This is a genomic window from Phenylobacterium sp. Root1290, from assembly GCF_001425305.1.
In the GTDB taxonomy this organism is placed as follows: domain Bacteria; phylum Pseudomonadota; class Alphaproteobacteria; order Caulobacterales; family Caulobacteraceae; genus Phenylobacterium.
Genome location: NZ_LMEE01000001.1, coordinates 332,314 through 358,953, shown reverse-complemented (window position 1 = coordinate 358,953; position 26,640 = coordinate 332,314). Strand labels below are relative to the sequence as shown.

The 26,640-nt window shown below is 67.1% G+C and carries 28 protein-coding genes; 11 read left to right on the top strand and 17 right to left on the bottom strand.

The genetic code is table 11. From position 1 onward, the window contains the following. Positions 1–44 precede the first annotated feature (44 nt). The 8 genes from ASC79_RS01750 to secG form a co-directional block, all read right to left on the bottom strand. Entirely contained in the window at positions 45–1,421 is a 1,377-nt protein-coding gene (locus ASC79_RS01750; protein ID WP_056018781.1) for a pyruvate dehydrogenase complex E1 component subunit beta, read from the bottom strand. After that, a complete protein-coding gene (gene pdhA, locus ASC79_RS01745) occupies positions 1,418–2,464 on the bottom strand; it encodes a pyruvate dehydrogenase (acetyl-transferring) E1 component subunit alpha (RefSeq protein WP_056018778.1) in 1,047 nt (348 codons plus the stop codon). Before pdhA ends, ASC79_RS01750 begins: the two co-directional genes overlap by 4 nt. 76 nt (positions 2,465–2,540) lie before the next feature. Next, a complete protein-coding gene (locus ASC79_RS01740) occupies positions 2,541–2,837 on the bottom strand; it encodes a septum formation initiator family protein (RefSeq protein WP_056018775.1) in 297 nt (98 codons plus the stop codon). A gap of 110 nt (positions 2,838–2,947) precedes the next feature. Further along, a complete protein-coding gene (gene eno, locus ASC79_RS01735) occupies positions 2,948–4,228 on the bottom strand; it encodes a phosphopyruvate hydratase (RefSeq protein WP_056018772.1) in 1,281 nt (426 codons plus the stop codon). Positions 4,229–4,371: 143 nt separating this feature from the next. After that, positions 4,372–4,554: a 50S ribosomal protein L32 gene (rpmF, locus tag ASC79_RS01730; protein ID WP_056018768.1), complete on the bottom strand. Its 183-nt coding sequence runs from the start codon at positions 4,552–4,554 to the stop codon at positions 4,372–4,374. Between the two features lie 93 nt (positions 4,555–4,647). Next, positions 4,648–5,004 (bottom strand): MmcQ/YjbR family DNA-binding protein, encoded by a 357-nt coding sequence (locus ASC79_RS01725; protein WP_056018766.1) that lies wholly within the window; start codon positions 5,002–5,004, stop codon positions 4,648–4,650. 50 nt (positions 5,005–5,054) lie between these two features. Continuing rightward, positions 5,055–6,695: a CTP synthase gene (locus ASC79_RS01720; protein ID WP_056018763.1), complete on the bottom strand. Its 1,641-nt coding sequence runs from the start codon at positions 6,693–6,695 to the stop codon at positions 5,055–5,057. Positions 6,696–6,850: 155 nt separating this feature from the next. After that, positions 6,851–7,285: a preprotein translocase subunit SecG gene (secG, locus tag ASC79_RS01715; protein ID WP_056018760.1), complete on the bottom strand. Its 435-nt coding sequence runs from the start codon at positions 7,283–7,285 to the stop codon at positions 6,851–6,853. A gap of 110 nt (positions 7,286–7,395) precedes the next feature. Between secG and ASC79_RS01710 the strand changes: the two genes are divergently transcribed. Together ASC79_RS01710 and ASC79_RS01705 are read left to right on the top strand one after the other, a co-directional pair. Further along, positions 7,396–7,911: a GNAT family N-acetyltransferase gene (locus ASC79_RS01710; RefSeq protein WP_056018757.1), complete on the top strand. Its 516-nt coding sequence runs from the start codon at positions 7,396–7,398 to the stop codon at positions 7,909–7,911. Between the two features lie 32 nt (positions 7,912–7,943). Then, a complete protein-coding gene (locus ASC79_RS01705; protein ID WP_056018754.1) occupies positions 7,944–8,357 on the top strand; it encodes a VOC family protein in 414 nt (137 codons plus the stop codon). Between the two features lie 11 nt (positions 8,358–8,368). On the opposite strand, the gene tpiA is transcribed toward ASC79_RS01705, so the two are convergent. Continuing rightward, on the bottom strand, positions 8,369–9,112 hold the full coding sequence (gene tpiA / locus ASC79_RS01700; protein WP_056018750.1) for a triose-phosphate isomerase: 744 nt from the start codon (positions 9,110–9,112) through the stop codon (positions 8,369–8,371). Between the two features lie 135 nt (positions 9,113–9,247). Here tpiA and ASC79_RS01695 point away from each other — a divergent pair, with 135 nt between their 5' ends. Both ASC79_RS01695 and trpE read left to right on the top strand, forming a co-directional pair. Next, positions 9,248–11,182, top strand: coding sequence for a peptidyl-prolyl cis-trans isomerase (locus ASC79_RS01695; RefSeq protein WP_056018747.1), 1,935 nt, complete (start codon positions 9,248–9,250; stop codon positions 11,180–11,182). After that, complete coding sequence (trpE, locus tag ASC79_RS01690; protein ID WP_056018744.1) at positions 11,179–12,711, top strand: anthranilate synthase component I; 1,533 nt, start codon at positions 11,179–11,181, stop codon at positions 12,709–12,711. The genes ASC79_RS01695 and trpE overlap by 4 nt, the downstream gene beginning before the upstream one ends. Positions 12,712–12,812: 101 nt before the next feature. Here trpE and ASC79_RS01685 read toward each other — a convergent pair whose 3' ends face one another. Further along, positions 12,813–13,013, bottom strand: coding sequence for a hypothetical protein (locus ASC79_RS01685; RefSeq protein ID WP_056018741.1), 201 nt, complete (start codon positions 13,011–13,013; stop codon positions 12,813–12,815). A 77-nt stretch (positions 13,014–13,090) separates the two neighbouring features. On the opposite strand from ASC79_RS01685, the gene ASC79_RS01680 reads away from it, so the two are divergent. From ASC79_RS01680 to lexA, 4 genes are all read left to right on the top strand, one after another. Beyond that, positions 13,091–13,681, top strand: coding sequence for an aminodeoxychorismate/anthranilate synthase component II (locus ASC79_RS01680; protein ID WP_056018738.1), 591 nt, complete (start codon positions 13,091–13,093; stop codon positions 13,679–13,681). A 3-nt stretch (positions 13,682–13,684) separates the two neighbouring features. Further along, a complete protein-coding gene (gene trpD / locus ASC79_RS01675) occupies positions 13,685–14,698 on the top strand; it encodes an anthranilate phosphoribosyltransferase (protein WP_056018736.1) in 1,014 nt (337 codons plus the stop codon). Next, positions 14,695–15,483, top strand: a complete 789-nt coding sequence (gene trpC, locus ASC79_RS01670; protein WP_056018733.1) for an indole-3-glycerol phosphate synthase TrpC — start codon at positions 14,695–14,697, stop codon at positions 15,481–15,483. The genes trpD and trpC overlap by 4 nt, the downstream gene beginning before the upstream one ends. A gap of 132 nt (positions 15,484–15,615) precedes the next feature. Further along, the gene (lexA, locus tag ASC79_RS01665) at positions 15,616–16,311 is read left to right on the top strand and encodes a transcriptional repressor LexA (protein ID WP_056018730.1); all 696 of its coding nucleotides are present in this window, start codon (positions 15,616–15,618) and stop codon (positions 16,309–16,311) included. A 5-nt stretch (positions 16,312–16,316) separates the two neighbouring features. Here lexA and ASC79_RS01660 read toward each other — a convergent pair whose 3' ends face one another. Then, positions 16,317–18,359: a ComEC/Rec2 family competence protein gene (locus tag ASC79_RS01660; protein ID WP_327082814.1), complete on the bottom strand. Its 2,043-nt coding sequence runs from the start codon at positions 18,357–18,359 to the stop codon at positions 16,317–16,319. Between the two features lie 121 nt (positions 18,360–18,480). Between ASC79_RS01660 and gltX the strand changes: the two genes are divergently transcribed. From gltX to ASC79_RS01645, 3 genes are all read left to right on the top strand, one after another. Further along, positions 18,481–19,890 carry a glutamate--tRNA ligase gene (gene gltX, locus ASC79_RS01655; protein ID WP_056018724.1) on the top strand — a complete coding sequence of 470 codons (1,410 nt, stop codon included), beginning with the start codon at positions 18,481–18,483 and terminating at the stop codon, positions 19,888–19,890. Positions 19,891–19,946: 56 nt separating this feature from the next. Next, on the top strand, positions 19,947–21,227 hold the full coding sequence (gene gltA, locus ASC79_RS01650; protein ID WP_056018720.1) for a citrate synthase: 1,281 nt from the start codon (positions 19,947–19,949) through the stop codon (positions 21,225–21,227). Between the two features lie 143 nt (positions 21,228–21,370). Continuing rightward, positions 21,371–21,730, top strand: a complete 360-nt coding sequence (locus ASC79_RS01645) for a hypothetical protein (protein ID WP_056018717.1) — start codon at positions 21,371–21,373, stop codon at positions 21,728–21,730. On the opposite strand, the gene lpxB is transcribed toward ASC79_RS01645, so the two are convergent. The 6 genes from lpxB to ASC79_RS01615 are packed head-to-tail and all read right to left on the bottom strand — an operon-like array spanning position 21,680 to position 26,640. After that, positions 21,680–22,837, bottom strand: a complete 1,158-nt coding sequence (gene lpxB, locus ASC79_RS01640; RefSeq protein WP_082531888.1) for a lipid-A-disaccharide synthase — start codon at positions 22,835–22,837, stop codon at positions 21,680–21,682. The genes ASC79_RS01645 and lpxB overlap by 51 nt on opposite strands. Further along, the gene (locus ASC79_RS01635; RefSeq protein ID WP_056018716.1) at positions 22,834–23,676 is read right to left on the bottom strand and encodes an LpxI family protein; all 843 of its coding nucleotides are present in this window, start codon (positions 23,674–23,676) and stop codon (positions 22,834–22,836) included. Before ASC79_RS01635 ends, lpxB begins: the two co-directional genes overlap by 4 nt. A gap of 3 nt (positions 23,677–23,679) precedes the next feature. Then, positions 23,680–24,471: an acyl-ACP--UDP-N-acetylglucosamine O-acyltransferase gene (gene lpxA / locus ASC79_RS01630; protein WP_056020887.1), complete on the bottom strand. Its 792-nt coding sequence runs from the start codon at positions 24,469–24,471 to the stop codon at positions 23,680–23,682. A 2-nt stretch (positions 24,472–24,473) separates the two neighbouring features. Beyond that, positions 24,474–24,941 carry a 3-hydroxyacyl-ACP dehydratase FabZ gene (gene fabZ / locus ASC79_RS01625; protein ID WP_056018714.1) on the bottom strand — a complete coding sequence of 156 codons (468 nt, stop codon included), beginning with the start codon at positions 24,939–24,941 and terminating at the stop codon, positions 24,474–24,476. Then, the gene (gene lpxD, locus ASC79_RS01620; protein ID WP_056018711.1) at positions 24,938–25,954 is read right to left on the bottom strand and encodes a UDP-3-O-(3-hydroxymyristoyl)glucosamine N-acyltransferase; all 1,017 of its coding nucleotides are present in this window, start codon (positions 25,952–25,954) and stop codon (positions 24,938–24,940) included. Before lpxD ends, fabZ begins: the two co-directional genes overlap by 4 nt. A 41-nt stretch (positions 25,955–25,995) precedes the next feature. Continuing rightward, positions 25,996–26,640 carry an OmpH family outer membrane protein gene (locus ASC79_RS01615; RefSeq protein ID WP_056018708.1) on the bottom strand — a complete coding sequence of 215 codons (645 nt, stop codon included), beginning with the start codon at positions 26,638–26,640 and terminating at the stop codon, positions 25,996–25,998.

Here is a 26,640-nt window from a genome sequence, read left to right as displayed (position 1 = left end):
GACGCTGAGCAGGACGGGAGCCGGAGCGGCGATGGTTCCGACGGTCATTTGTAGGTGACCGCCTTGACCGCCTTCACGATGTCCTCGACCGAGGGCAGGGACAGGGCTTCCAGATTGGCCGCGTACGGCAGCGGGACATCTTTCTGGTGCACGCGGGTCGGCGGCGCATCCAGGTAGTCGAAGGCGTGCTCCAGCACCCGCGCGACAACCTCGGCGCCGACCCCCATCGGACCCCAACCTTCCTCGACCGTGACGATGCAGTTGGTCTTCTTCACGCTCTCGACGATCGTCTCGTGGTCGAGCGGACGCAGGGTCCGCAGGTCGATGACCTCAGCCTCAATGCCTTCGGCCGCCAGTTCCTCGGCCGCCTTGAGCGCCAAGCCCACCATCCGCGAGTGCGAGGTGATGGTGACGTCCTTGCCCGTGCGCCGTACCTTGGCCTTGCCGATCGGCACCACCCAGTCGGTGTCCGCAGGGACGTCGAACTCCTGCCCGTACATCATCTCGTGCTCGAGGAAGACGACCGGGTTGGGGTCGCGGATCGCGGCCTTGAGCAGGCCCTTGGCGTCGGCCGCGTCGTAAGGGGCGACGACCTTCAGCCCCGGGACCTGGGCGTACCAGGCCGAGTAGTCCTGGCTGTGCTGCGCGCCAACGCGTGCGGCGGCGCCGTTCGGGCCGCGGAACACGATCGAGCATTTGATCTGGCCGCCGGACATGTAGAGCGTCTTGGCGGCGGAGTTGATGACGTGGTCGATCGCCTGCATGGCGAAGTTCCAGGTCATGAACTCGACGATGGGCTTGAGCCCAGCCATCGCCGCGCCGACGCCAAGACCGGCGAAGCCGTACTCGGTGATCGGCGTGTCGATGACGCGCTTGTCGCCGAACTCCTGCAGCAGGTCGCGCGAGACCTTGTAGGCGCCCTGGTACTGGGCGACTTCCTCGCCCATCAGGAAGACCTTGTCGTCCTTGCGCATCTCCTCGGCCATGGCGTCGCGCAGGGCGTCGCGGATGGTCGTCTTGACCAGCTTGGCGTCGGCCGGGATTTCCGGATCCCGCAGCTCGACCTTCGGGGTCACGGGCGCAGTGGCCTCACCTTCCGGCTGCGCTTCCACAGCCTCGGGAGCCGCCTTCTCCGGTTCGCCCGAGGACTGGGCAGGCGCGGCCGGCGCGGTCGCCGGAGCGCCCTCGCCGGCGAGCCGGGCGATGGGCGTGTTGACCTTCACCGCCTCGGCGCCTTCGGGGACCAGAATCTCTTCGATCACGCCCTCGTCGACGGCCTCCACCTCCATGGTCGCCTTGTCGGTCTCGATCTCGGCGATCACGTCGCCGGACCGGACGGTGTCGCCCTTCTTTACGTGCCACTTGGCGAGGGTGCCTTCCTCCATGGTCGGGGAAAGCGCAGGCATAAGGACGTCGGTCACTCGGCGGCCTCCAGATAGACGTCCGTGTAGAGCTCCGAGGCTTCGGGCTCGGGCGAGGTGCGGGCGAACTCGGCGGCGTCGGCGACGATGGCCTTCACTTCCGCGTCGATGGCCTTGAGCGCGGCCTCGTCGGCCCACCCCTTCTTGGCCAGAAGTTCCTGCGCATGGTCGATCGGGTCACGGGTCTTGCGGACCTCGTCGACTTCATCACGCGTGCGATACTTGGCCGGGTCGCTCATCGAGTGGCCGCGATAGCGATAGGTCTTCATCTCGAGGATGTACGGCCCCTCGCCGGAACGCGCGTGGTCGGCCGCCTTCTGGGCGGCGGCCTTCACGGCCAGAACGTCCATACCGTCGACCTCTTCACCCGGGATCCGGAACGAAGAGCCGCGCTTGTAAAGGTGGGTTTCGGACGACGACCGCTCGATCGAGGTGCCCATGGCGTACTGGTTGTTCTCGATCACGTACACGACCGGAAGGTTCCACAGCCGAGCCATGTTGAAGCTCTCGTAGACCTGACCCTGATTGGCCGCGCCATCCCCGAAGTAGGTGAAGGAGACCTTCTTGTTGTCGCGGTAGTGGTTGGCGAGCGCCAGGCCGGTGCCGAGCGCAACCTGCGCCCCGACGATTCCATGGCCGCCGTAGAAGTCTGCTTCGGTCGAGAACATGTGCATCGACCCGCCCTTGCCTTTGGACGAACCGCCAGCGCGGCCGGTCAACTCGGCCATGACTTCGCGCGGGTCCATGCCGCAGGCCAGCATGTGGCCGTGATCTCGATAGCCGGTGATGACCTGATCGCCGGACTCCTTGATCGCCTGGACGCCGACCGCGATCGCCTCCTGGCCGATGTAGAGGTGGCAGAAGCCGCCGATCAGCCCCATGCCGTACAACTGCCCGGCCCGCTCCTCGAAGCGCCGGATCAAAAGCATGTCGCGGTAGTACTTAAGCAGCTCGTCCTTCGTCACCGCACCTGCAGCGCCGCCGCCGGCATTGGAGTCACTGCTCTTCCGCTTAGCTGCGGAGCTAGTTTGCCCACGCGCCATCTGTCTCTCCCGTAGGAATGATTTTGCGCGGTTAAATTCCACGCTTTCGGGTCGTTAATGAACGAACGAATCCGCCCTAGGGCTTCACGCGGACCACATAGTCGTTCGGATGCCCGAAACCTAGCAGGGAACGGGCCCGTTCTTCCAGTAGGTCGGCAGATAGGCTCGAATCGCGCAGCAGCTTGGCGCGGGCTTCCAAATCCTGCCGCTGAGCGCGCAGATCGGACAGCTCCTGGGACTTGGCAGCGAGGGCGACGTCCCGTTGGGTGGAGGAGAGAAGGCCGCGCTCACCCGTGAAGGCGTGATACCCGAAGTAACAGATCAGGAGCAGAAGCGCCGCTGTCGGCAGATATGGGCGGAAACGCGCGAACACGGTCGAATCTTGGACTCCTGATCAGCGACATCTCACGCAAACGTGCTTAATTTCCGGTTACAAACGCCGGATTGGCGGGCCGGAAATCCAGCCCGCCGCCGAATGCGCGCCTAGAGGCGCTTCAGCGCCTTGGCGCCGAGGTAGATCGCTTGGTCGCCCAGCTCTTCCTCGATGCGCAGGAGCTGGTTGTACTTGGCGGTGCGGTCCGAACGGGCCAGCGACCCGGTCTTGATCTGCCCGCAGTTCATGGCGACCGCGAGGTCGGCGATGGTCGAGTCCTCGGTTTCGCCCGAGCGATGGCTCATCACCGAGGTGTAGCCGGCTCGATGGGCCATATCGACAGCGTCCATGGTCTCGGAGAGAGTGCCGATCTGGTTGACCTTCACCAGGATCGAGTTGGCGAGACCTTTGTCGATGCCCATCGACAGGCGGGCCGGATTGGTCACGAACAGGTCGTCGCCGACCAGCTGGACCTTTCCACCAAGGGTCTCAGTCAGCAGCTTCCAACCTTCCAGATCGTCCTCGGCGGCGCCGTCTTCGATGCTCACGATCGGGAAGTTCTTCACCAGACCTTCCAGGTACTTGACCATGCCCGCCGGATCGAGGGTCTTGCCCTCCCCTTCCAGCACGTACTTGCCGCCCTTGAAGAACTCGGTCGAGGCGACGTCCAGGCCGAGTTGGAAGTCGGCGCCCGCCTTGTAGCCGGCCGCCTCGCCCGCCTTCACGATGAAGGCCAGCGCCTCTTCGGCCGAGCCGATGTTGGGGGCGAAGCCGCCCTCGTCGCCGACGTTGGTGTTATGGCCGGCGTCCTTCAGGGCCTTCTTCAGGCCGTGGAAGATCTCGGCGCCCATGCGCAGCGCCTCGGCGAAGGTCGGGGCGCCCGTGGGCAGGATCATGAATTCCTGGATGTCGATCGGATTGTCTGCGTGCGCGCCGCCGTTGATGATGTTCATCATCGGCACGGGCAGCACGCGGGCGGAGACGCCGCCGACGTACTTGTAGAGCGGCAGGTCGGCGCTGATCGCCGCGGCCTTGGCGGCGGCCAGGCTGACGCCCAGGATGGCGTTGGCGCCCAGGCGAGCCTTGTTCGGCGTGCCGTCCAGCTCGATCAGCCGCTGGTCGAGGCGACGCTGATCTTCGGCGTCGAAGCCCGACAGGGCGTCATAGATCTCGCTGTTGACGGCCTCGACGGCCTGCAGGACGCCCTTGCCGCCGTAACGGCTCTTGTCCCCGTCCCGCTTCTCCGAGGCCTCGTGGGCGCCGGTGGAAGCGCCCGACGGCACCGCGGCGCGGCCCAGCGAGCCGTCTTCCAGGATGACGTCGACTTCGACCGTCGGATTGCCGCGGCTATCCAGGATTTCGCGGGCTGTGATGTCGACGATCTCGGTCATGGGAGCTCCAGGTCTTTGTCGGAATGGCGCGGGTCGGTTTAGCCACTTCGCCCGCAGGCGCCAACGCAAAAGCCCCCGCCCGGGCATCCGGACGGGGGCTTTCGGAAACTCGCCGACGCGCGGGGCGTCGAAACGACGAAGGCTTAGTCGGCCTTCGGCGTGATGACCTGGCGGCCTTTGTACATGCCGGTCTTCAGGTCCACGTGGTGCGGACGCTTCAGTTCGCCGGTTTCCTTGTCTTCGACATAGGAATTGGCGCCCAGCGCGTGGTGCGAACGTCGCATGTTGCGCCGCGAGGGGGATACTTTTCGCTTCGGAACGGCCATCGGAAAATCTCGCAGGCGTAGAAAAATGAGAAGGCGGCCGAACGGGCGGCCGCCGACGTGAGCGCGGGTGTATGCCGGAAAACGTCCGAGGTTTCAACCGCCGTTGTGAATCTCGCCAGAAACCCTTGCCAGCAAGGACTTCGGAGCCACCTGAACCCAGGCCATTCGCATCAGCCCGGCCAGATCCGGCTCGTCGATTCGCTCAAACCACACAAAGGTCGAGCCGTTCTTGCCCCAGAAACCTGGCACAGGCTCGATCACGCTAGGCCGTCCCTCGCTGAGGTTGCGCTGATCCTCAGGGTCGAGCTTCAGCATCGTCCGCGGCCGGTCCTGGTGGATCGTGCAGAAGATCTTCTTGCCGACCCGAAACGACGGCATGCCGTGATGATCGGCCTCGTAGGCCTCTGGCTGGGCGAGCGCGAGCCGCCGGACGTCATCCTGCGTAAGCATGACCCAAGGCTAGCGCTCCCTCCCAAGGATGGGGAGGGAGTTCTCTGGGCCTAGACCAGCCGGCTCCGCTCCTTGGCGGCGCCGATGAAGCCGGTGAACAGCGGGTGCGGCTCGAAGGGCCGGCTCTTCAGTTCGGGGTGGAACTGGACGCCGACGAACCACGGATGGTCGCTACGCTCGCAGATCTCCGGCAACACGCCGTCGGGCGAGAGGCCCGAGAACGAGAGGCCGGTTCCCTCGATAGCCTCGCGATAGGTGATGTTCACCTCGTAGCGATGCCGGTGGCGCTCGCTGATGGTCGCGCCGCCGTAGATCTCCGAGACCTTCGATCCCGGAGTCAGCACCGCCTCATAGGCGCCCAGGCGCATGGTGCCGCCCAGATCGTCGCCTTCCTTGCGGGTCTCGCGTTCGTTGCCGCGAACCCACTCGGTCATCAGGCCGACGATCGGCTCCGACGTCGGGCCGAACTCGGTCGACGAGGCCTGCTTGATGCCGGCCAGGTTCCGCGCCGCCTCGATCATCGCCATCTGCATGCCAAAGCAGATGCCGAAGTACGGCACCTCGTGCTCACGCGCGAAGCGGACCGCACGGATCATGCCCTCCGAACCGCGCTCGCCAAAGGCGCCGGGGACCAGCACGCCGTGCACGCCGGTCAGGCGCTCGGAAATGAGCCCCTCTTCCCGCTCGAAGGCTTCGCCCTCGATCCAGTCGAACTTGACGCGGACATTATTGGCGACGCCGCCGTGCACCAGGGCCTCGACCAGCGACTTATAGGCGTCGGTCAGGCCGGTGTACTTGCCGACGATGGCGATGTTCACCTCGCCGTCCGGGTTGGTCAGGGTGTTGGAGATCGACTGCCAGCGCGTCAGGTCAGGCGCCGGCGCGGTGTCCAGCAGGCCGAACACCGACAGCACTTCGCGGTCCAGGCCCTGGGCGTGATAGTCCAGAGGCACGTGGTAGATGTTCGGCGAGTCCATCGCCTGGATCACCGCGCTCTCACGCACATTGCAGAACTGGCCGATCTTGCGGCGCTCGCTGGCCGGGATCGGCTGCTCGCAACGGCAGAGCAGGATGTCGGGCTGGATGCCGATCGAGCGCAGTTCCTTGACGGAGTGCTGGGTCGGCTTGGTCTTCATCTCGCCGGCCGTCTTGATGTACGGCAGCAAGGTCAGGTGGATGTAGCAGGCGTGGCCGCGGGGCAGCTCCTGGCCCAGCTGGCGGATCGCCTCGAAGAACGGCAGGCCCTCGATGTCGCCGACCGTGCCGCCGATCTCGACCAGCACGAAGTCAACGCCCTCGCCCGGATCGGACAGGACGAAGTTCCGAATCTCGTCCGTGACGTGCGGGATCACCTGCACCGTCGCGCCGAGATAGTCGCCGCGGCGCTCTTTCTCGATGATCGTCTTGTAGATCTGACCGGTGGTGATGTTGTCCGCCTTGGTGGCGTTCACACCGGTGAAGCGCTCGTAGTGCCCCAGATCCAGGTCGGTCTCAGCGCCGTCGTCGGTCACGAAGACTTCGCCGTGCTGATAGGGACTCATCGTCCCCGGATCGACGTTCAGATAGGGGTCGAGCTTGCGCAGGCGGACCTTATAGCCGCGAGCCTGCAGAAGCGCGCCAAGGGCGGCGGAAGCGAGACCTTTTCCCAAGGAGGAGACCACGCCGCCGGTGATGAAAATGTACCGGGCCATGGGCGTTCAGATTACCTCCGATTCGCGTCGGGCGCCCTGCGGCGATTCGCCAAAGCCTGTGGATTGAGAGCAAAATTCTGCGATTGCCGGCGTGCACAAACGCCGAACGAGCCGCCGAAGCGGCTTTTCTGTGGGGCTCACGATCACTCTAGGGCTTAGGGGTTGGACGGCGCCGCGGGGGCGGTCTGCGGGGCGGCCGGGAGTTGGGCGGGGGCTTCAAAGGGGCTGCGGACCTGCGGAGTCGGCGCGGTCAGCGGGGCCGGCGCGTCACTCGGGGCGGCCGGTTGCGGCGCAGTCGGTTGGTTCAGCTGGTTCGGATCGATGCCTTGGACCTTGATGCGGTCGACGACCGACGAGGCGCCACGCTCCTGGCCGGCCAGGACCGTCAGCGTCAGGCTGAGGACGAAGAAGACGCCCCCGAGAATCCAGGTCGTGCGGGTCAGCAGGTCGCCAGCGCCCCGCGCGGTCATGAGGCCGCCGGTGCTGCCGCCCATACCAAGGGCGCCGCCCTCCGAGCGTTGCAGCAGGACCACCGCGATGAGCGCGATGCAGACGATGACGTGAATAGTAAGCAGAATGCCGAGCAGCATGACGTATCCAATGCCTCCGGCCGGTCTCCCGCACCGAAATGAAGCGCGCGCTCTACCACTAGGCGGCGCACAAGGCCATAGCTAGGGCGTCGCATCGCGCGGGCAAGACCATGATTCTGGAAACCGAACGTCTCAGTCTGCGGCCGCTGGCGGCGTCCGACGCCGAGTTGCTGTTTCCGGTCCTGAGCGATCCTGAGGTCATGGCCCATTGGGACATCCCGGAAGTCGACGATCCCGACCTGGTCCGCGTGATCGTCGAGGGGCAAGTCGCAGCCGTCGAGGACGGCAAGGCCCTGCATTGGACGATCCACACTCTGAGCGGCGCGGAGTTCCTCGGCGCCTGCGATCTCTCGGATATCGACCGCTGGCACAAGCGCGCGGAGATCGGGTTCCTGCTGGGCCGCGGGGCCTGGGGCCGGGGTTATGCCCTGGAGGCGATGCGGTCGGTGGTCAGCTTCGCCGCGACCATGGGGCTGCGCAGGCTGTCGGCCAGGACCCATCTGGGCAACCTACGGTCGGACGCGTTGCTCGAGAAGCTGGGCTTTGAAGAAGAAGGCCTGCTGCGCGGCCACATCCTGCGCGACGGCGAGCATCGCGATTGTCGTCTGTTCGGCTTGCTGCTCTAGACAGCGTCCGGCGGCGACATAACTAAAGCCGCATGACCCATCCCATCCAGACCATCGGCCTCGACCACATCGTCCTGCGCGTCGTCGACAAGGACCGGATGGTCGCTTTCTATCGCGACGTGCTGGGATGCCCAGTCGAATGGGATCGCCCGGACCTGGGCATGACCCACATGCGGGTCGGCGCCTCGCTGATCGACCTCATCACCGTCGACGGCAAGCTGGGCAGAATGGGCGGCGCCGCACCGGGCGCGGAGGCCCGCAACCTCGACCACTTCGCCCTCGCCGTCCGCCCATTCGATGAAGCCGCGATCCGCGCGCATCTGACCGCCCACGGCGTTGAAATCGGCGAACAGGCGCCGCGTTTCGGGGCCGATGGCGAAGGTCCTTCGATCTACATCAAGGACCCCGAAGGCAACACCGTGGAGCTCAAGGGGCCCCACGGCTGACCGTGATGGGCTCAGATCGCGTTGATGATGCCCAGGAAGTCCTGCGCCTTGAGCGAGGCGCCGCCGACCAGGGCGCCGCCCACTTCGGCTGCGTTGAGGATTTCGCCCGCGTTCGAGGGTTTCACCGAGCCGCCGTACAGAATGGCGACGCTCTTGCCGTGATCGCCGAACATCTCGACCAGGGTCGCGCGGATGGCCACGTGAACCTCCTCGATCTGCGGCGTCGTCGGGGTCAGGCCCGTGCCGATCGCCCAGACGGGTTCGTAGGCCACGCAGAACGCCTTGCCGGCCAGATCGGCGGGCAGCGAGCCCCTCACCTGCCCGGTCACAACGGCCAGGGCCTTGCCGGCCTCGCGCTCGCCCAGGGTCTCGCCGACGCAAACGATCGGCTCCAGGCCCGCGCGCAGCGCAGCGCCGACCTTGCCCGCGACGACTTCGTCCGTCTCACCGTAGCCGGCGCGCCGCTCGGAGTGACCGAGGATCACCAGGGCGGCGCCCGCATCGACCAGCATTTCGGCGGCCACATCGCCCGTGAAAGCGCCCGACGGCTCAGCGCGGCAGTCTTGCCCGCCGACCAGAACCTTGCTGCCCTTCAGGGCAGAAGCGGCGCGATCGACCAGGGTCGAGGGAGGGCAGATCGCCACGCGAACCTTGGCCGATTGGACGCCCGCGGCCACGGCCTGGGCTTCCGCCAGCGACGCCGCGCCCCCGTTCATCTTCCAATTGCCGGCGATCAAAGGGGTGGGAGAAGTCATGTCTTGCCTCGAATTTCGTGGGTCGCAGCGCCGTTAAGCTATGCTGCTTCTTCTGTCACGTGCTTGCGGGGGGGAAGCCGCCTCCACTATACCCGCCGTTCCACATTCGCGCCGAAGGGGCTCCGGTAGGGTCATATGCTGTCCGCCACCCGAAAATTCGCTAAATCCTGGGTCGCCGCCGTCCTCATCGGCTTGCTCGTCCTGAGCTTCGCCATCTTTGGCGTGAACGACGCCTTCCAGGGCAATTACACCAACGACGTCGTGAAGGCCGGATCGCGCCATGTGTCCGGTCCCGACTTCCGGCGTGAGTTCGACAATTTCCGCAAGGGCGCCGAAGAGCAGACCAAGCGGCCGATCACCATCGAGGAAGCCGCGCAGGCGGGCCTCGACGTCCGGCTGATGGACGAGATCGCCACGCGCGAATCCTTCGGTGAGATGCTGCGCAAGATCGGCATCCACCCCTCGGACACCCTGATGGAGTCGGAGCTGCGCAAGATTCCGGCGTTCTTCAACCCGGTGTCCGGGGCGTTCGACAAGGCGCTCTATCAGCAGCGGCTGAGCGAGAACGGCCTGGATCCGGCGCGCTTCGAAACGCTGCTGCGCGACCAGATCGCCGAGTCGCATACGGCGGCAGCGATGGTGAACGGGCTGCGCGTGCCGCGCGCCTATGGCGCCCTGACCGCCCTTTACGAACTCGAGGCGCGTGACGTCGGCTACTTCGTGATCGATCCGCGCACCGTGCCGCAGCCGGCCCAGCCGACCGACGCGCAGTTGCAGGCGTTCATGAAGGAGAACGCCGAGCGCATGACGCTGCCGGAGTTCCGGGTCCTGACCGTCGTCGCCTTCACGCCCTCCCAGGTCGGCGGCGACGTGGCCATCGACCAGGCCGAGGTCCAGAAGCGCTTCGACTTCCGCAAGGACACGCTCTCGCGTCCCGAAACCCGCACCCTGATCCAGATCCCCGCCAAGGACGCCGCAGCCGCCCAGGCGATCGTCGCGCGCCTGAGCAAGGGCGAGGATCCCGCCGCTGTCGCCAAGTCCACCGGCGTCGAAGCCATCACCTATGCCGACAAGCCGCAGAGCGCGGTCGCCGACAAGCGCGTGGGCGCCGCGGCGTTCGCGCTGAAGGACGGCCAGATCTCCGCGATCCAGGGCGACCTGGGCATGGCCGTGGTCAAGGTGGCGAAGGTCACCCCTGGCCAGGCCGTGACGCTGGATCAGGTTCGTCCGCAGATCGAGGCGGAGCTCCGCAAGGACGCCGCCGCCGAGAAGGTCTATGCGCTGAGCCAGGCCTATGAGGACGCCCGCGCCGACGGCGCCAACCTGGTCGAGGCGGCCAAGAAGGCCGGTGTGCCGACCTTCACCATCGGCCCCGTCACCGAGCAGGGCCAAGGCCAGCAAGGCCAGCCGGTTCCGGGCGTGACCCCGAAGATGCTCGAACTCGCATACAGCCTCCCGGCCGGCGGCGAGAGCGAAGTCCAGGATGCCGGCGAAGGTAATTACTTCGCGGTTCGCGTCGAGCGGATCATCCCCAAGGCCCTGCCCCCGCTGGCCGAGGTCAAGCCGCAGCTGACGCGCTTCTGGATGATGCGCGAACTGGTGAAGGCCATGCAGGCACGCGCCGACGAACTGGCCGCTCGCGTCAAGAAGGGCGAGAGCCTGGACGCGGTCGCCGCCTCGGCCGGCGCCAAGGTGGTGCATGTCACCAACCTCGACCGCCAGAACGCGGCGCAAAGCACCGCGCTGTCGCGCGACGCCCTGGGCAAGGCGTTCAGCGGCAAGCAGGGCGACGTGTTCACGGCGGAAGGCACTCAGTTCGGCCTGATCGTCGGCAAGCTGGAAGCCGTTCGCGCGCCGAGCGGCCCGACGCTGGCCCGCATCACCGAAGAGGTGCGTCCGCAGGTGACCATGGCGCTGTTCCGCGACCTGGGCGGCGCCGCTCGCAAGGCGGCCCGCACCGAGGTGAAGGCCAAGGTCTATCCGGACAAGGCGCGCGCGGCCCTCGGCCTGCCGCCGATCGAAAAAGGAAAGGCCGCCGAGCCGGCGGCCAAGACGGAGAAGGCGAAGTGACGATCGATCCTGCGTTTGCGGACTTTGAGGCGAAATACTCTCAAGGCGCGCCGCAGGTCGTTTGGACCAGGCTGATCGACGATCTGGAAACGCCGGTATCGGCCTATCTGAAGATCGCCCACGGACGGCCCTACGCCTTCCTGTTCGAGTCCGTCGAAGGCGGCGCGCATCGCGGCCGCTACTCGGTGATCGCCATGAAGCCCGACCTCGTCTGGAGATGCCGCGGCGACAAGGCCGAGATCGCGGTCGGGCCTGACATCGCGGCCGGGCGCTTCCAGGCGCAGGCCGGCGGCGCGCTGGACTCGCTGCGCGATCTGGTCGCCCGCTCGCGGTTGGACTTGCCCGAAGGCCTGCCGCCGATGTCGGCGGGCGTCTTCGGCGCGATCGGCTACGACATGATCCGCCTGGTCGAGCGGCTGCCGAACGTCAATCCCGATCCGCTGGACTTGCCGGACGGCCTGATGATCCGCCCCTCGATGGTCGCGATCTTCGACGCCATCGCCCAGGAAATCGTGCTGGTGACCACGGTCCGTCCGTCGGAGATCACCGCCAAGGCCGCCTATGAGGACGCCAAGGCCCGCCTCGCCGAGGTCGCCGCGGACCTCAAGGGCGCCGCCCCGCCGCTGACCGGCGCTGCAGCGCCCGAGCCCGACCGCTTCACCACGCCAGTGAGCCGCGAGGACTATCACCGCATCGTGGCCCGGGCGAAGGACTACATCCTGGCCGGCGACATCTTCCAGGTGGTGCCCAGCCACCGGTTCCGCGCGCCCTTCGCGCAAGATCCGTTCGCGCTCTATCGGTCGCTGCGGCGAATGAACCCCTCGCCGTTCCTGTTCTATCTGAACTTCGGCGACTTCCAGCTGGCCGGCTCCAGCCCGGAGATTCTGGTCCGGCTGCGCGACGGCAAGATCACCATCCGGCCGATCGCCGGCACGCGGCCGCGCGGCGCCACGCCCGAGGAAGACCGCGCGCTTGAGGCCGAACTGATCGCCGATCCCAAGGAGCGCGCCGAGCATCTGATGCTGCTCGACCTTGGCCGCAACGATGTCGGCCGGGTGGCGATGCTGAAGAACCAGGGCTCCAACGAGCCCCAGCCCGTCTCGCGCGGGCCGCGGGTGCGGGTGACCGACTCGTACTTCGTCGAGCGCTACAGCCACGTCATGCACCTGGTCTCGAACGTCGAGGGCGACGCCCCCGAAGGGCTCGATCCCATCGACGTGCTGATGGCCGCCCTGCCCGCCGGCACCCTGTCGGGCGCGCCGAAGGTGCGGGCGATGGAGATCATCGACGAGCTGGAGCTGGAGAAGCGCGGCATCGCCTATGCCGGCGCGGTCGGCTACTTCGGCGCCGACGGCTCGGTGGACACCTGCATCGTGCTGCGCACGGCCTGCTTCAAGGACGGCCAGATGTACGTCCAGGCCGGCGGCGGGGTGGTCGCCGACAGCGATCCGGACGCCGAGTACGACGAGACCCTGCACAAGGCCCGAGCCCTGCGCCGCGCCGCCGAGGAATCCTGGCGATTCGTCTAGAGCGTGACAGCTTCAAGTGGTCGCCGGTTGAAGCGACCGTCACGCTCTAAATATTTGAAGATAGACCCTTTTGTTCGGCCCATACTTGGGCCGAAAAGGGTCTAGGGCGCGCGCTCGACCACATGAGTGGTCGTCACGGGCGGGGCGGTGATCATGGCCACGGCGAGCGCCAGCGCCGCCACGGCCGCGAACGCCGCCGCGCCGAGGGCCGGCCAGGCCCGTTCGCGATAGACCGGAGGCCGCAGCAGGCTGCGGGCATAGGCCATCTGGTCAGGGTCGAGGGCGGAATCGGCAGGCGTCATGGACACAGCATCCCGCCAACAGCGCGCCTGGGCAATCGGGGCTTGGCGTTGGGGCGGGCCGAGCCTAGAGAACCCTTATGATCTTGGTGATCGATAACTACGACAGCTTCACCTACAACCTGGTTCATTATCTGAACGAACTGGGCGCGGAGACGCTCGTCTATCGCAACGACGCGCTGACCGTCGAAGAGGCCCTGGGCCTTAAGCCGCAAGGCATCCTGCTCTCGCCAGGCCCCTGCACCCCCAACGAGGCCGGGATCTGCCTGGACCTTCTGGCGGCCGCGCCGGACGACCTGCCGATCCTCGGGGTTTGCCTGGGCCACCAGGCCATCGGCCAGGCCTATGGCGGCGACGTGATCCGCGCCAAGGCGATCATGCACGGCAAGACCAGCCCGATCCAACACGAGGGCAAGGGCATCTTCGCCGGCCTCCCCAATCCGGTGACGGCGACCCGCTACCACAGCCTTTCGGTGGACCAGGCGACCATGCCGGCGGTGCTCGAGGTGACGGCCTGGACCGAGGACGGCGAAGTCATGGGCTTCCAGCACAAGACCAAGCCTGTGCACGGCGTCCAGTTCCACCCCGAGTCCATCGCCACCGAAGGCGGCCACGCCATGCTGGCCAACTTCCTCAAGCTCGCGGGCGTTGAGCCCCAGGTCGACGCCTAAGACATGTCCGACGCCTTCAAGCCGCTTCTGGGCCGCCTCGCGGACGGCGGGACCCTGACCGAAGACGACGCCGGCGAGTTCTTCGCCGCCTGCCTGCGTGGCGAGCCGACCCCGGCCCAGGTGGCCGCCGCCGTCACCGCCATGCGCATGCGCGGCGAGACCACCGGCGAGATCACCGCCTGCGCCCGCGCCATGCGCAAGGCCGCCGTAACGCTCGACCATCCCTTCCAGGTGATGGACGTCTGCGGCACCGGCGGCGATGGCCTGCACACGCTCAACGTCTCGACCGCCGTGGCCTTCGTCGCCGCCGGCGGGGGGCTGAAGATCGCCAAGCACGGCAACCGCGCCGTCTCGTCACGCTCCGGCGCCGCCGACGTCCTGACCGAACTGGGCGTGAATCTGGCCGCCTCGCCCGAGCAGCAGCTGCGGGCGCTGGAGGAGGCCAATGTCGCGTTCTTCTTCGCCCCGGCGCATCACAGCGCCATGCGCCACGTCGCCCCGATCCGGACCGACCTGGGCTTCCGCACCATCTTCAACCTGCTGGGGCCGCTGACCAATCCGGCGCACGCCCAACGCCAGGTGATGGGGGTCTTCGCCGACCGCTGGGTCGAGCCCCTCGCTCGCGTGCTGGGCGCGCTGGGCGCCGAGCGCGCCTGGGTCGTCCACGGCGGCGGCCTGGACGAGATGACTACCACGGGTGAGACCAGCGTCGCCGAGTACCGCGACGGCCAAGTTCGCCTGTTCACAATCACGCCTGAAGCCGTCGGCCTGCCGCGGGCCGCGCTCGCCGACCTGACCGGCGGCTCGCCGGCGCAGAACGCGGTCGCTTTGCGCGAACTGCTGGATGGCGCGCCGGGGGCCTACCGACACATCGTGCAGCTCAACGCCGCCGCCGCGTTCCTGGTCGGCGAGAAGGTCGAGACCCTGCGCGAAGGCGTCGAGCTGGCCGGCCAGATCATCGACGACGGCCGCGCAAAGGCCGCCCTCGCCAAACTTGTCGAGGTGACCACGGCATGAGCGACATCCTCGACAAGATCGCCGCCTACAAGCGCGAGGAAGTCGCCGCACGCAAAGCCCAGCGGACGCTGAGCGACCTCGAGAGCGCGGCTCAGGCCGCATCGGCGCCGCGCGGCTTCCGCGCCGCGCTGGAGCGCGCCCACGCTCCCGGCAAGCTGGCCTTGATCGCCGAGATCAAGAAGGCTTCGCCCTCCAAGGGCCTGATCCGCGAGGACTTCGATCCGCCGGCCCTGGCGCAGGCGTACGAGGCCGGGGGCGCCGCCTGCCTGTCGGTTCTCACCGACGGCCCGAGCTTCCAGGGCGCCGACGGGTTCCTGACCGCCGCCCGCGACGCCGTGGCCCTGCCCGCCTTGCGCAAGGAATTCCTGGTCGATCCCTGGCAGGTGCCTGAGGCCCGCGCTCTCGGCGCCGACGCCATCCTGGTGATCATGGCCATGGTCGATGACGCTCTGGCCGCCGACCTGATGTCCGAGGCCGCACGCCTTGGCATGGATGCGCTGGTCGAGGTGCACGACGAAGACGAGATGGCGCGCGCCGGCAAGCTGGGCGCGACCCTGGTCGGCGTGAACAACCGCAATCTGCGGACCTTCGAGACGGACCTTTCCATCACCGAACGCCTGGCCGATGCAACGCCCGACAACGCGCTGCTGGTCACCGAGAGCGGCATCTTCACCCCTCTGGACGTCACCCGCCTGGAGCGGTGCGGCGCGCGGGCGATGCTGGTCGGCGAGAGCCTGATGCGCCAGGCCGACGTCACGGCCGCGACCCGCGCCCTGCTCGCCTGAGTCGCCGCCGAACGGCCTCAAGCGACCCAAAAAGCCTAGCTTTTCAAAGGCTCAACGGTAACTTGACATTAACCTAGAACACCTAGAGAACATTCGTGACGTTAGCGCTTTGTTCTCAAGGGCTCGACAGCCATGCTCACCCGTAAACAGCACGAACTTCTCATGTTCATCCATGAGCGGATCAAGGAAACCGGGGTCTCGCCGTCGTTCGACGAGATGAAGGAAGCGCTGGATCTCGCGTCCAAGTCGGGCATCCACCGGCTGATCACGGCGCTGGAGGAGCGCGGCTTTCTCCGCCGCCTGCCCCATCGGGCCCGGGCGCTGGAAGTTGTGAAACTGCCGCAACAGGCGACGACCGCCGCGCCGCCGAAGGGCCGGGCGCCGTTCAAGCCGCACCTTGTCGAAGGCGGCGGCGACATGCCGGCCATGCCGATCGCCAACGACACGCGCGACCTGCCTATCCTTGGCCGCATCGCCGCCGGCACGCCGATCGAGGCGATCCAGCAGGAGCGCGACCGGATTCCGGTGCCAGAGACCATTCTCGGCGCAGGAGAACACTTCGTGCTCGAGATCGCCGGCGACTCGATGATCAACGCCGGCATCCTCGACGGCGATTACGTCGTGATCCGGAAGACCGACACGGCCAACTCGGGCGACATCGTCGTGGCCCTGGTGATGGGCGAGGAAGCCACGCTCAAGCGGCTGCGCAAGAAGGGCGCGTCGATCGCGCTCGAAGCGTCGAACCCCGCCTATGAGACCCGCATCTTCGGACCCGACCAGGTGCAGGTGCAAGGCCGTCTCGTCGGCCTGATCCGCCGCTACCACTGACCGGTTCAGCGGCTCCAGGGCCGCTGACCACGCAGGTCCTGCGCCCAGACGATCCGCCAGCCTGACGCTTCGCGGTAGAGCTCGGCCGAGCCGCCACGCGCGAAATCTTGCTCCGTCAGCGTCAGAGCGGTTGGGCACGGCGCAGCCTGCCCACGGATCACGACGACCTCGGCCCAAGCGCAGAACAACGGCTGCTTCTTCTGGATGGTCGAAACGCGCCGGGTGAAGATCGCCGCGATGCGCGGATCGGCGCTGTCCTTCAGCGGCGCACAAGACCAGCGATCGCAGTCATACCCGCCGCCCCGGGCCTCGGGCATGGCGACCACCAGACCACGGCGGCGGGCCCATAGCTCGGCCGCGAACAACTTGGCGTCGGGTCGCAGCAGCACGGCCTCGTCGCCGCGGCGGACCGCGACGGTCGCCCCGTCCGCCGATATCCACGCATCCGGGGCCGGCGGCCGTGGGGTGAGCCAGACCGCCAGCGCCAACGGCAGGCCCAGCCAGCGCAAAGGCCCCTTCCAAAGGCAGAGCCAGAGGATGCCGATGAAGGCCGCCGGGAGGGTCCAGGCCGGCGCGCTGGCGAAGATGCGCTGACTGCCGGGCATGCCCGCAACCCACGAGGCGACCATGTTCATGGTGTCGATGGCGACGTCCGCGGCGGCCAGGGGAACCGCGCCCAGCCCCAGCGGCGCCAGCACTGCGCCGATCGCAAGGGCCGGCATCATCAGGAACGACGAGATCGGCGCCGTCAGCAGGTTGGCCACCAGCCCGAACGTCGAGACCCGATTGAAGTGCTGCATGGCGAACGGCCCCGTCGCCAGGCCCGCGACGAAGCTTGCGCCTATGCTGGCGACCGTCCAGACGCCCACCGCCTGGACGGTCCGGATCGGCCAGGGCGTGTTGATTTCCTTGGCCGGCCGGGGCCAGGCCTCGGCAAGCGCCACCAGGGCCGCAGTCGCGGCGAACGACATCTGGAATCCGGGCGCAGCCACGGCTTCCGGCTGCATCGCCAGGATGACCAGCGCTGCGATGGCCAAGGTGTGCAGGCTGATGGCCCGGCGGTCGACCAGGATGGCCAGGAACGCAGCCCCTGCGGTGATCGCGGCGCGCTCCGCCGGCGCCGGCGCGCCGGAAATCACCAGATAGAGGATGACCGCCAAGAGGCCGGCCGCCGCCGCCACCTTCTTCGACGAGACGCGCAGCGCCGCCCAAGGCCAGGCGGCGACGCCAAGGCGGACGGCTGCGAAGGTGAAGCCCCCGACGATCGCCATGTGCAGGCCGGAGATCGAAATGATGTGCGCCAGCCCGGAGGCGCGCAGATCCTCCACCTGTTCCTTGGGCACGAAGGCTTCGTGCCCGGTCGTCATGGCCGCGGCGAGGCCGCCGCTCTCCACGCCCATTTCCGCGACGATGCGTTTGGCCAATGCCCAGCGCACAGCGTTGACCTTCATCTCCAGCGCCAATCGCCAAGGCGGCGGATCGGCCTGGGTGCTTGCGATCGGGGTCAGAGCAAAGCCGACACCGCCCACGCCGTCGAAAAAGGCGTCGCGCGCGAAGTCGTATGATCCAGGACTGGCGGGCGGCGGCGGCGCATTGATCATCCCCTTCACCGAGATCGCCGTTCCAGGCGCCGGAAGCGCATCGTCGTCGCGCAGGGTGATTCTGATGCGGATAGGCGTCGCCTGCGGCTCCAGACCGCTGATCCGGATCGGCGCGACCAGAAGCCGTGGGCCGCCTTGGCCGGGGCTGGCGACATCGACCACGAATCCCTCGATGGCGCGCACCCCGCCGCCCGCCGGCGCGATCGGCGCACGGACGGACTGGGTCCGGAGCTTGGCGGCGGCGAAACCGCCCAGCGCGAACGCTGTCAGGACAAGGCAGACGACGGCAGGGCGGCCAAGATTCATCCGCGCCGCCGCGAGCAGCATCAGGCCCGCAAGCCCCAGAACGGCCCATGCCACGAGAGCCAGCGGTTCGGCCGGCAGGGCCAGGTACATCGCCGCTCCCGAGCCGAACGCCACCGGCGTCCAGAGGCTGATCGTCTGCACGGAGGCTTGATCGGCAAACCATGCTGCGATGCGGCGAAGGCTAGGACGCAGCGGAAAGGGCGTGTTAAGAGGCGCCGCGCCCACGTCAGGCGCGGCAGCTAAAGTCACAGCCCCTACCTCGATGTCCGACCGTCCCGTCGTCACCCGGATCGCCCCCTCGCCCACCGGCTCCATGCACATTGGCACGGCCCGGACGGCGCTTTTCAACTGGCTTTATGCAAAGCACACAGGCGGGCAGTTCCTGCTGCGCATCGAAGACACCGATCGCGAGCGTTCGACCGACGCGGCGGTACAGGTCATTTTCGACGGCCTGGAGTGGCTGGGCCTGAAGCCGGACGCCGAGCCGGTGTTCCAGTTCGCCCGCGCCGACCGGCACCGCGCCGTGGTCGACGAGATGCTGGCCCGCGGCGGTGCCTATCGCTGTTACATGACGGCCGAGGAACTCGAGATCGAGCGCGAGGCCGCGCGCGCCGAGGGCCGGGTGATCCGCTCGCCGTGGCGCGATCGCGGGGCCGGAAACTATGACGAAGGCCAACCCTACGTCGTGCGCCTGAAGAGTCCGATCGAGGGCGAGACCATCATCGTCGACCAGGTGAAGGGCCAGGTGACGTTCCAGAACAAGACCCTGGACGACCTGATCCTGCTGCGTTCCGACGGCACGCCGACCTACAATCTCGCAGTCGTGGTCGATGACCATGACATGGGGATCACCGACGTGATCCGCGGCGACGACCACCTGAACAACGCCGCGCGCCAGACCCTGATCTATCAGGCGATGGGCTGGGACGTTCCGATCTGGGCGCACCTGCCGCTGATTCACGGACCGGACGGGACCAAGCTCTCCAAGCGTCACGGCGCCCAGGCGGTCAGCGAATTCAACGATATGGGCTATCTGCCCGAAGCCATGCGCAACTACCTGGCCAAGCTGGGCTGGGGCCATGGCGACGACGAGATCTTCTCGGACGAACAGGCGATCAGCTGGTTCGACGTCAAGGACGTGGTCGGCGCGCCCGCCCGCCTCGACTGGGACAAGCTCAACCACCTCAACAACCATTACCTGCGCCAAGCCGACCCTGGGCGGTTGTCTGAACTGGTCATCGGCGTCCACAAGAGCCGCGACTTCCCGCTGCAAGACGGCGATGAGGCGATCATCGAGCGGACTATTCCGCTGGTCCGCGACGGCGCCAAGACGATGCTCGAGCTCGCCGACGCGACGGTCTTCGCCTTGAAGCGCCGGCCGCTGGAGCTGCCGGAAAAGGCCAAGGGCCTGCTGACCGAAGAAACCCGCGGCCGACTCGCGCGCCTGAAGGCGCACCTGGACGGCCAGGCGAACTGGGATGTTTCGACCCTGGAAGCGGCGCTGCGAGGCTTCGCTGAGGCCGAAGGCGTTGGCATGGGCAAGTTCGGCCCAGCCTTACGTGGCGTCCTCTCGGGAGGCTCACCGGCTCCGGATCTGGCTGGAGCCCTTGTGAGCCTTGGGAAACAGGAAAGTTTGGGGCGTCTCGACGACGCGCTTTCACAGTCCGCATAAGGCGCTATAAGGCACCTGAAACGGGCGTTTAACTCCTGCAAGACGGAAGGAATGGCATGGGCGATACGGCTAAGGTGAGTTTCGACGGCAAGTCGGTCGAGCTGCCGATCCTCAAAGGCACCGACGGCCCCGCCGTCGTGGACATTCGGAAACTCTACGCCGAGGCCGACGTCTTCACTTACGACCCGGGCTTCACCTCGACGGCGAGCTGCGAAAGCAAGATCACCTTCATCGACGGTGACAAGGGCGTGCTGCTGCATCGCGGCTACCCGATCGACCAGCTGGCCGAGAAGTCCAGCTTCCTCGAAGTCTGCTACCTCCTGCTGAACGGCGACCTGCCGAACGCCAAGGAGTTCGAGACCTTCGAACACAACATCACCTATCACACGATGCTGCACGAGCAGTTCGATAGGTTCTTCATGGGCTTCCGCCGCGACGCCCACCCGATGGCGATCATGGTCGGCGCCGTCGGCGCCCTGTCGGCCTTCTATCACGACAGCACCAACGTCGATGATCCGGAACAGCGGATGATCTCGTCGCACCGGCTCATCGCCAAGATGCCGACGATCGCCGCGCGCGCCTTCAAGTACTTCCGTGGCCAGCCGTTCGTGCATCCGCGCAACGACCTGTCGTACTCGGAAAACTTCCTGCGCATGTGCTTCTCGGTCCCGGCCGAGGACTGGAAGCCGAACCCGGTGCTGACCCGCGCCATGGACCGCATCTTCATCCTGCATGCGGACCACGAACAGAACGCCTCGACCTCGACCGTCCGCCTGGCCGGTTCGTCGGGCGCGAACCCGTTCGCCTGCATCGCGGCCGGCATCGCCTGCCTCTGGGGTCCGAGCCACGGCGGCGCGAACGAAGAAGCGCTGAACATGCTCAAGGAGATCGGCACCGTCGATCGCATTCCTGAGTACGTTCAAGGCGTTAAGGATCGTCGCTATCGCCTGATGGGCTTCGGTCACCGCGTCTACAAGAACTACGACCCGCGCGCGACCGTGATGCAGAAGACCTGCCACGAAGTGCTCGCCGAAGTCGGTCACGGGGATGACCCGCTGCTGAAGGTCGCGATGGAGCTGGAAAAGGTCGCCCTGAGCGATCCGTACTTCATCGAACGCAAGCTCTACCCGAACGTCGACTTCTACTCGGGCATCACCCTGCGCGCCCTCGGCTTCCCGCCGGAGATGTTCACCGTGCTGTTCGCCCTGGCCCGCACCGTGGGCTGGATCAGCCAGTGGAAGGAAATGATCGAAGATCCGTCGCAGAAGATCGGCCGTCCGCGCCAGATCTACACGGGCGCTGGCCCGCGCGACTACGTCTCGGTCGACAAGCGCTAAGCCGCTTCAAGGCGCAAGACATAAGCCCCGTCCGGTCCGCCGGGCGGGGCTTTTTGCTGCCCGGCGCCTAGGTATACGCCTGGGTTGCGATGCGCAGAGATGCTCGTAGGGTTCCTCCGCCAACCCGAATGAGGAGCACGCCCATGGCGTTCATGGCGAAGCTGGACGAACCGCACATCACCCGCGACATGTACGAGCAGGTTCGCGCGGAGATCGATTGGGATCACAATCCGCCCGTCGGCTGCTTGCTGCACATGGCCTCCTTCGACGAGGCCGGCGCGCACACGGTCGACATCTGGGATACCGAAGACGACTTGAAGGACTATCTGGAAGATCGCTTCATGCCAGCGCTGCACAAGCTTGGGGTCGCGGCGGTCAACCCCACCTGGTCAGAGCTGCACGTCTGCGTGGCGGCTCCCGAGATCCAGCAGTACGTCCTCGACGCGCCGCCGCTACGCTCGCGCCCGCAGCACTTTCAGGACGGCGTCGGCCGCCACGTCTGAAGGATCGGCCCCGCCGCGGCCCATCTTCTGCAGGGCTGCGGTCTGAGCCTGCGCCTGATGCTCCCGCAGCGCCGGGTCATCGAGGCGCAAGGCCACCTCGCGGGCCAGAGCCGGCCCATTACAGTCGTCTTGGACCAGTTCAGGCGCGACGAAGTCCTTCGCAGCGATATTGAACAACGTGATGTAGGGCGTGCGGATCAAACGCTTCAGGATCGCGTGGGTCATGGATCCAAGCCGATAACCGACCACCATCGGCACGCCCGCCAGCGCCAGTTCCGTCGTCACCGTGCCAGAGCAGGCCATCGCCACCGTCGCCGCCTTCATGGCGTCGAGCTTTGCACCCTCCCCCTCGACCACATAGGCCCAACTGGAGGCTTGATCCTTGACCGTCTGCGCGACTGTCGGCGCGGCGGGGATGATCACCTGAAGATCGGGGCGCGCAGCTTTCAGAATCGCCACGGCGTCGGCGAACGGCGGCAGCACGCGGCTGATCTCGCCGGGCCGGCTGCCGGGCAGCACCAGCAGAACCGGCGCCTCCGGCGCGATGCCCAGCTGCGCCCGCAGGCGCCCGCCGTCAGCCTTCGAAAAGTCGAGGGTCAGGGCGGAGTTACCGACGAAGGTGACCGGCAGGCCTTCAGCCTCAAAATACGGAGCGTCAAACACGTGAATCGACAGCAGGTGATCGACCGTTGCGGCCAAGGTCTTCGCGCGGCCCGGCCGCGTCGCCCAGACCTGCGGCGCGACGTACTTGATCAGGGGCAAATTGGGATCGAGCTTGCGCAGTTGCTGCGCCACGCGGAGCGTGAAGCCCCAGGAGTCGATCAGCACCACCACGTCGGGCTTTTCCCGACGCGCCAGGGCGACCGTGTCCTCGACCCGGGCCACGACCTTCCGATAGGCTAGAAGCCCCTCCAGCAGGCCCAAGATCGACAGTTCGGCGATATCGAAGGGGCTATCAACGCCCTCGGCCGCCATCCGCGCGCCGCCGACGCCGACGAAGCGGACGCCGTCGCCGAGCCGGGCGCGCAGAGCCTTGGCAAGGCCCGCACCGCGGTCGTCGCCGGACGCCTCGGCCGCGACCAGCATGACGCAGAGCGGCTTGGTCACGGCGCTTCGGGCGGCTCCACGCCCACCACGAAGAGACCTAGTTCGTCGGCCATGGCGATGACCGCCTCGCGGTCTAGCACGAGCAACCGGCCGACTTCTCCGGCGACGCCCGCGAGCCCGGCCTGGGCCGCGCGCTGAATGGTGTTGAGGCCGATGGTCGGCAGGTCGATGCGGGTCTCCTGGATCGGCTTGGGCGCCTTGGCCAGGACCCCGCGCGGCGCATCGGCAGTTCCGCGGATGTTGCGGGGCAACTCCGCGACCCGGCGCAGCATCGCGTCGGTGCCTTCTTGCGCCTCCACGGCCAGAACCAGGCCGTCGCAGACGACAGCGCCCTGCCCCACGTCCAACTGGCCGATCGCACGGGCCACGCGCAAGGCGTGGTGGACATCGGCGAGTTGCTCGTCAGTCGGGACAACGGCGCCGAGCGGGCCCGCGGCGAGGGTCAGATCGCCCATCACCTCGTGCGCGCCCTCGACGGTGAAGCCTTCCTTCTCGAACTCGCCCAGGAGCTGACGCAGGAGGGCGTCATCGCCCTGGCGCGCCGCCGCGATCACGCCCGGCAAGGCCATCAGGCCGCGCAGATCGGGGGTCAGCGCCTTGAAGTCGGGCCGGTCCACGGTGCCGACCAGGGTCACAGCCTTGCAGCCGGCCCGCTTGAGGGCCTTGAAACACTTGCCGAGCTCGGCGATGCCGATGTCGGCGCCGGGGAAACGGGCGATCTCCTCGCCTGCGAAGCCCTTGAGGCGAATGATGAAGAACGGCCGGCCAGCGCGTTCGCAGTGCTGAGCGATCTCGACCGGCAGATTCCCGCCGCCCGCAATCAGTCCGAGCTTCTGCACGCCCTAGACCTCCCGCTCCGGCAGGCAAAGCGGCCGGCTGGCGTCGGCGCGGATGAAGTCGACGATTTCCATCACTTCCGGCGAGTCCGAATAGGTCTCGACCGTGTCGTCCAGGCGTTCCTGGAACGTGCCCTCGTCGGCGAACAGCATCCGATACGCTGCGCGCATGGTGTTGATCGTCTCGCGGCTGAAGCCTCGGCGCTTGAGGCCCAGCAGATTCAGGCCCTCGAGGTGGGCGTGGTTGCCCCACACCGAGCCGTAGGGAATGACGTCCTTCACGACGGCGGCCAGGCCCCCGACCATGGCGTGACGTCCGACGCGCGTGCGCTGGTGGACCGCGGCGAGACCGCCGACGATGACAAAGTCAGCGATGTCGCAGTGACCGCCCAGTGTCGCCTGTTTGGTCAGGATCACCTGATCACCGACGATGCAGTCGTGCCCGACGTGGCTCTCGATCATGTAGAAGCCGTCGGAACCGACCTTCGTCATGCCGCCGCCGCCGACCGTGCCGGTATTCATGGTCGCATGTTCGCGGATGACATTGCGGTCGCCGATGACGAGCTGAGTGTCCTCGCCCTTGTAGGCGGTGTGCTGCGGCGGACCGCCGAGCATCGCGAAGGGATAGACGGTGTTGTCTTCGCCAAGCGAGGTGAAGCCGTCGACGACGACGTGCGAGAACAGCTTGGTCCGCGCGCCGAGCTTCACATTGGGGCCGACCGTGCAGAACGGACCGATCACGACGCCGTCCGAAAGCTGCGCCTTGGGATCGACGACGGAACTGGGGTGAACTTCGATGCTCATGGGGTCTCCACCAGCATGGCGGCGAACTCCGCTTCAGCAGCGGTCTTCTCGCCGACCATGGCCTTGCCTTCGAACTTGAAGAGCCCCCCACGGACGCGCAGCACCTTCACATGCATGCGCAGGACATCGCCCGGCCGAACCGGCTGACGGAAACGGCAGTTGTCGACCGAAGTGAAGAGAATCGTCTTGCCGGCGCGATCGACGTTGAGCGTCTTCGACATCAGGACTGCGCCCGTCTGGGCCATGGCCTCGACGATCAGCACCCCCGGCATCACCGCATAGTCAGGGAAGTGGCCCTGGAAGAACGGCTCGTTGATGGTCACGCACTTGATGCCGATGATCGACTCGTTGGGCCGATAGGCTTCGGCGCGGTCGACCAGCAGGAACGGATAACGGTGCGGGATCCGTTCCAGGATCTCGGAAATGTCGATGGAGACCTCGGCCGCCGCCGCGTCGTTGCTCATTTGTCGGTCCCCTTGCGGTTGGCGGAGCGTGAAAGCCATGCCACCTCCCGCATCCAGCGTCGAATTGGTTGTCCGGGCACCCCGCCCCAGGTCTCGCCCGCCGGGATGTCGCGGAACACGCCCGCGGCGGCCGCCACCTGGGCTCCGTCGCCGATGGTCACGTGGTCGGCCACGCCGGCCCGTCCGCCGAACGCGGCGCCGTCGCCGATCAAGACGCTGCCCGAGATGCCGGTATGCGCAGCCATGACGCAGTTCCGTCCCACACGCACGTTGTGGGCGATCTGCACGAGGTTGTCGATCTTGGTGTTCTCGCCGATCACGGTGTCGTCGAAAGCGCCGCGATCGATGCAGGTATTGGCCCCGATGGTCACCCCGTCCTGCAGGATGACGCGGCCCAGTTGCGGGATGTCGACGACGCCCTGAGCGCCGCCGGCGGCCCCAAATCCAGGCTCGCCGATCACCGCGCCGGCCAGAACCCGCACGCGGTCGCCCAGCAGCGCAAAGCCGAGCGTGACGTTGGCGCCGATGACGCAATCGCGGCCGATGGCGACGCCTGGTCCGATGACCGTGTTGGCGCCGATTTCGGTCCGCGCGCCGATACGCGCGCCAGGTCCGACGACGGCGCCGGGGGCCAGTTGGACGCCCTCTTCCAGGACGGCGTCGGCCGCCACGGCCTGCGGCCCGGCATGGCGCCGCGGGCGATGCAGCCGATTGGCGGCGGCGGCGTAGGCGGCCTGCGGCGTAGGCGTCACCAGGGCGACGCAGCCTGCCGGCGCGAGATCCTTGTCGCGGGCCGTCACGAACACGGCCGCCGCCTGCACGGCGGCGAGATCCGCGGCGTACTTCTTGTCGGTCAGGAAGGTGACGGTGTCGGCCTGGGCGCTGGCCAACACGGCCACGCCGCGGACCTGGCGCTGGCCTTGGTCCGCATCAGAAAGTTCGGCGCCTGTCAGGCTGGCCAGTTCGGCGAGCGTGACAGGGCCGAGGTCTTCAAAAAATCGGGGGTCGGGCATGGGATTCCTCAGCTCGACCCGCCTTTATCGCGAGTCGCGCCCTACTTGCGGGTCGCAGGCGCCGCAGCGGCCGGAGCAGCAGCTTGGTCGAGGCGCTCACGATCGAACGTGAACTGAGTGATCTTCGCGTTCAACGCGGTCACGACCGGTTGGCTGATGTCCATGGCCGGGTTCGAGAGCACGACGCTTTCACGGTTGATCAGCAGGCTGCACTGACGCTGCTGGTAGACCTGGCTGACGATCGGGGTCAGCTCCTGATAGACGCGGCCCAGCGCCTTTTGCTGCGTGGCTTGCAGTTCGCGGCCACGTTGCTGTTCCTTGCGCTGGAAGGCGTTGGCCTTCACTTGCAGGGCGGAGGCGCGGGTCTCGAACGTGTTCTGGTCGAGGGTGGTCCGCTGACCTTCGAGGGTCTTGGCTTCGTTCTGGATGGCGGTCTCTTCCGCCGAGAGTTCGGCCTGAACTTGGCTCGCGATCTGCTGGAGGCGCGTCTGGACGTACTTTCCGACCGTCGAGGTCGCAATCGCACCTTCCACCGAGACGGTGCAGACGCCGGGCAGAGCCGGGCCGTGGGTCACCGCAGGCGCCGCCGGAGCGGCGGGCGCCGCCGCTTGCGCGAAGGCCGCGCTGGAAGCGGAAGCGGTGATGGCGGCGACACAGGTCGCCGCGACAAGGGCTTTGATCGTCAT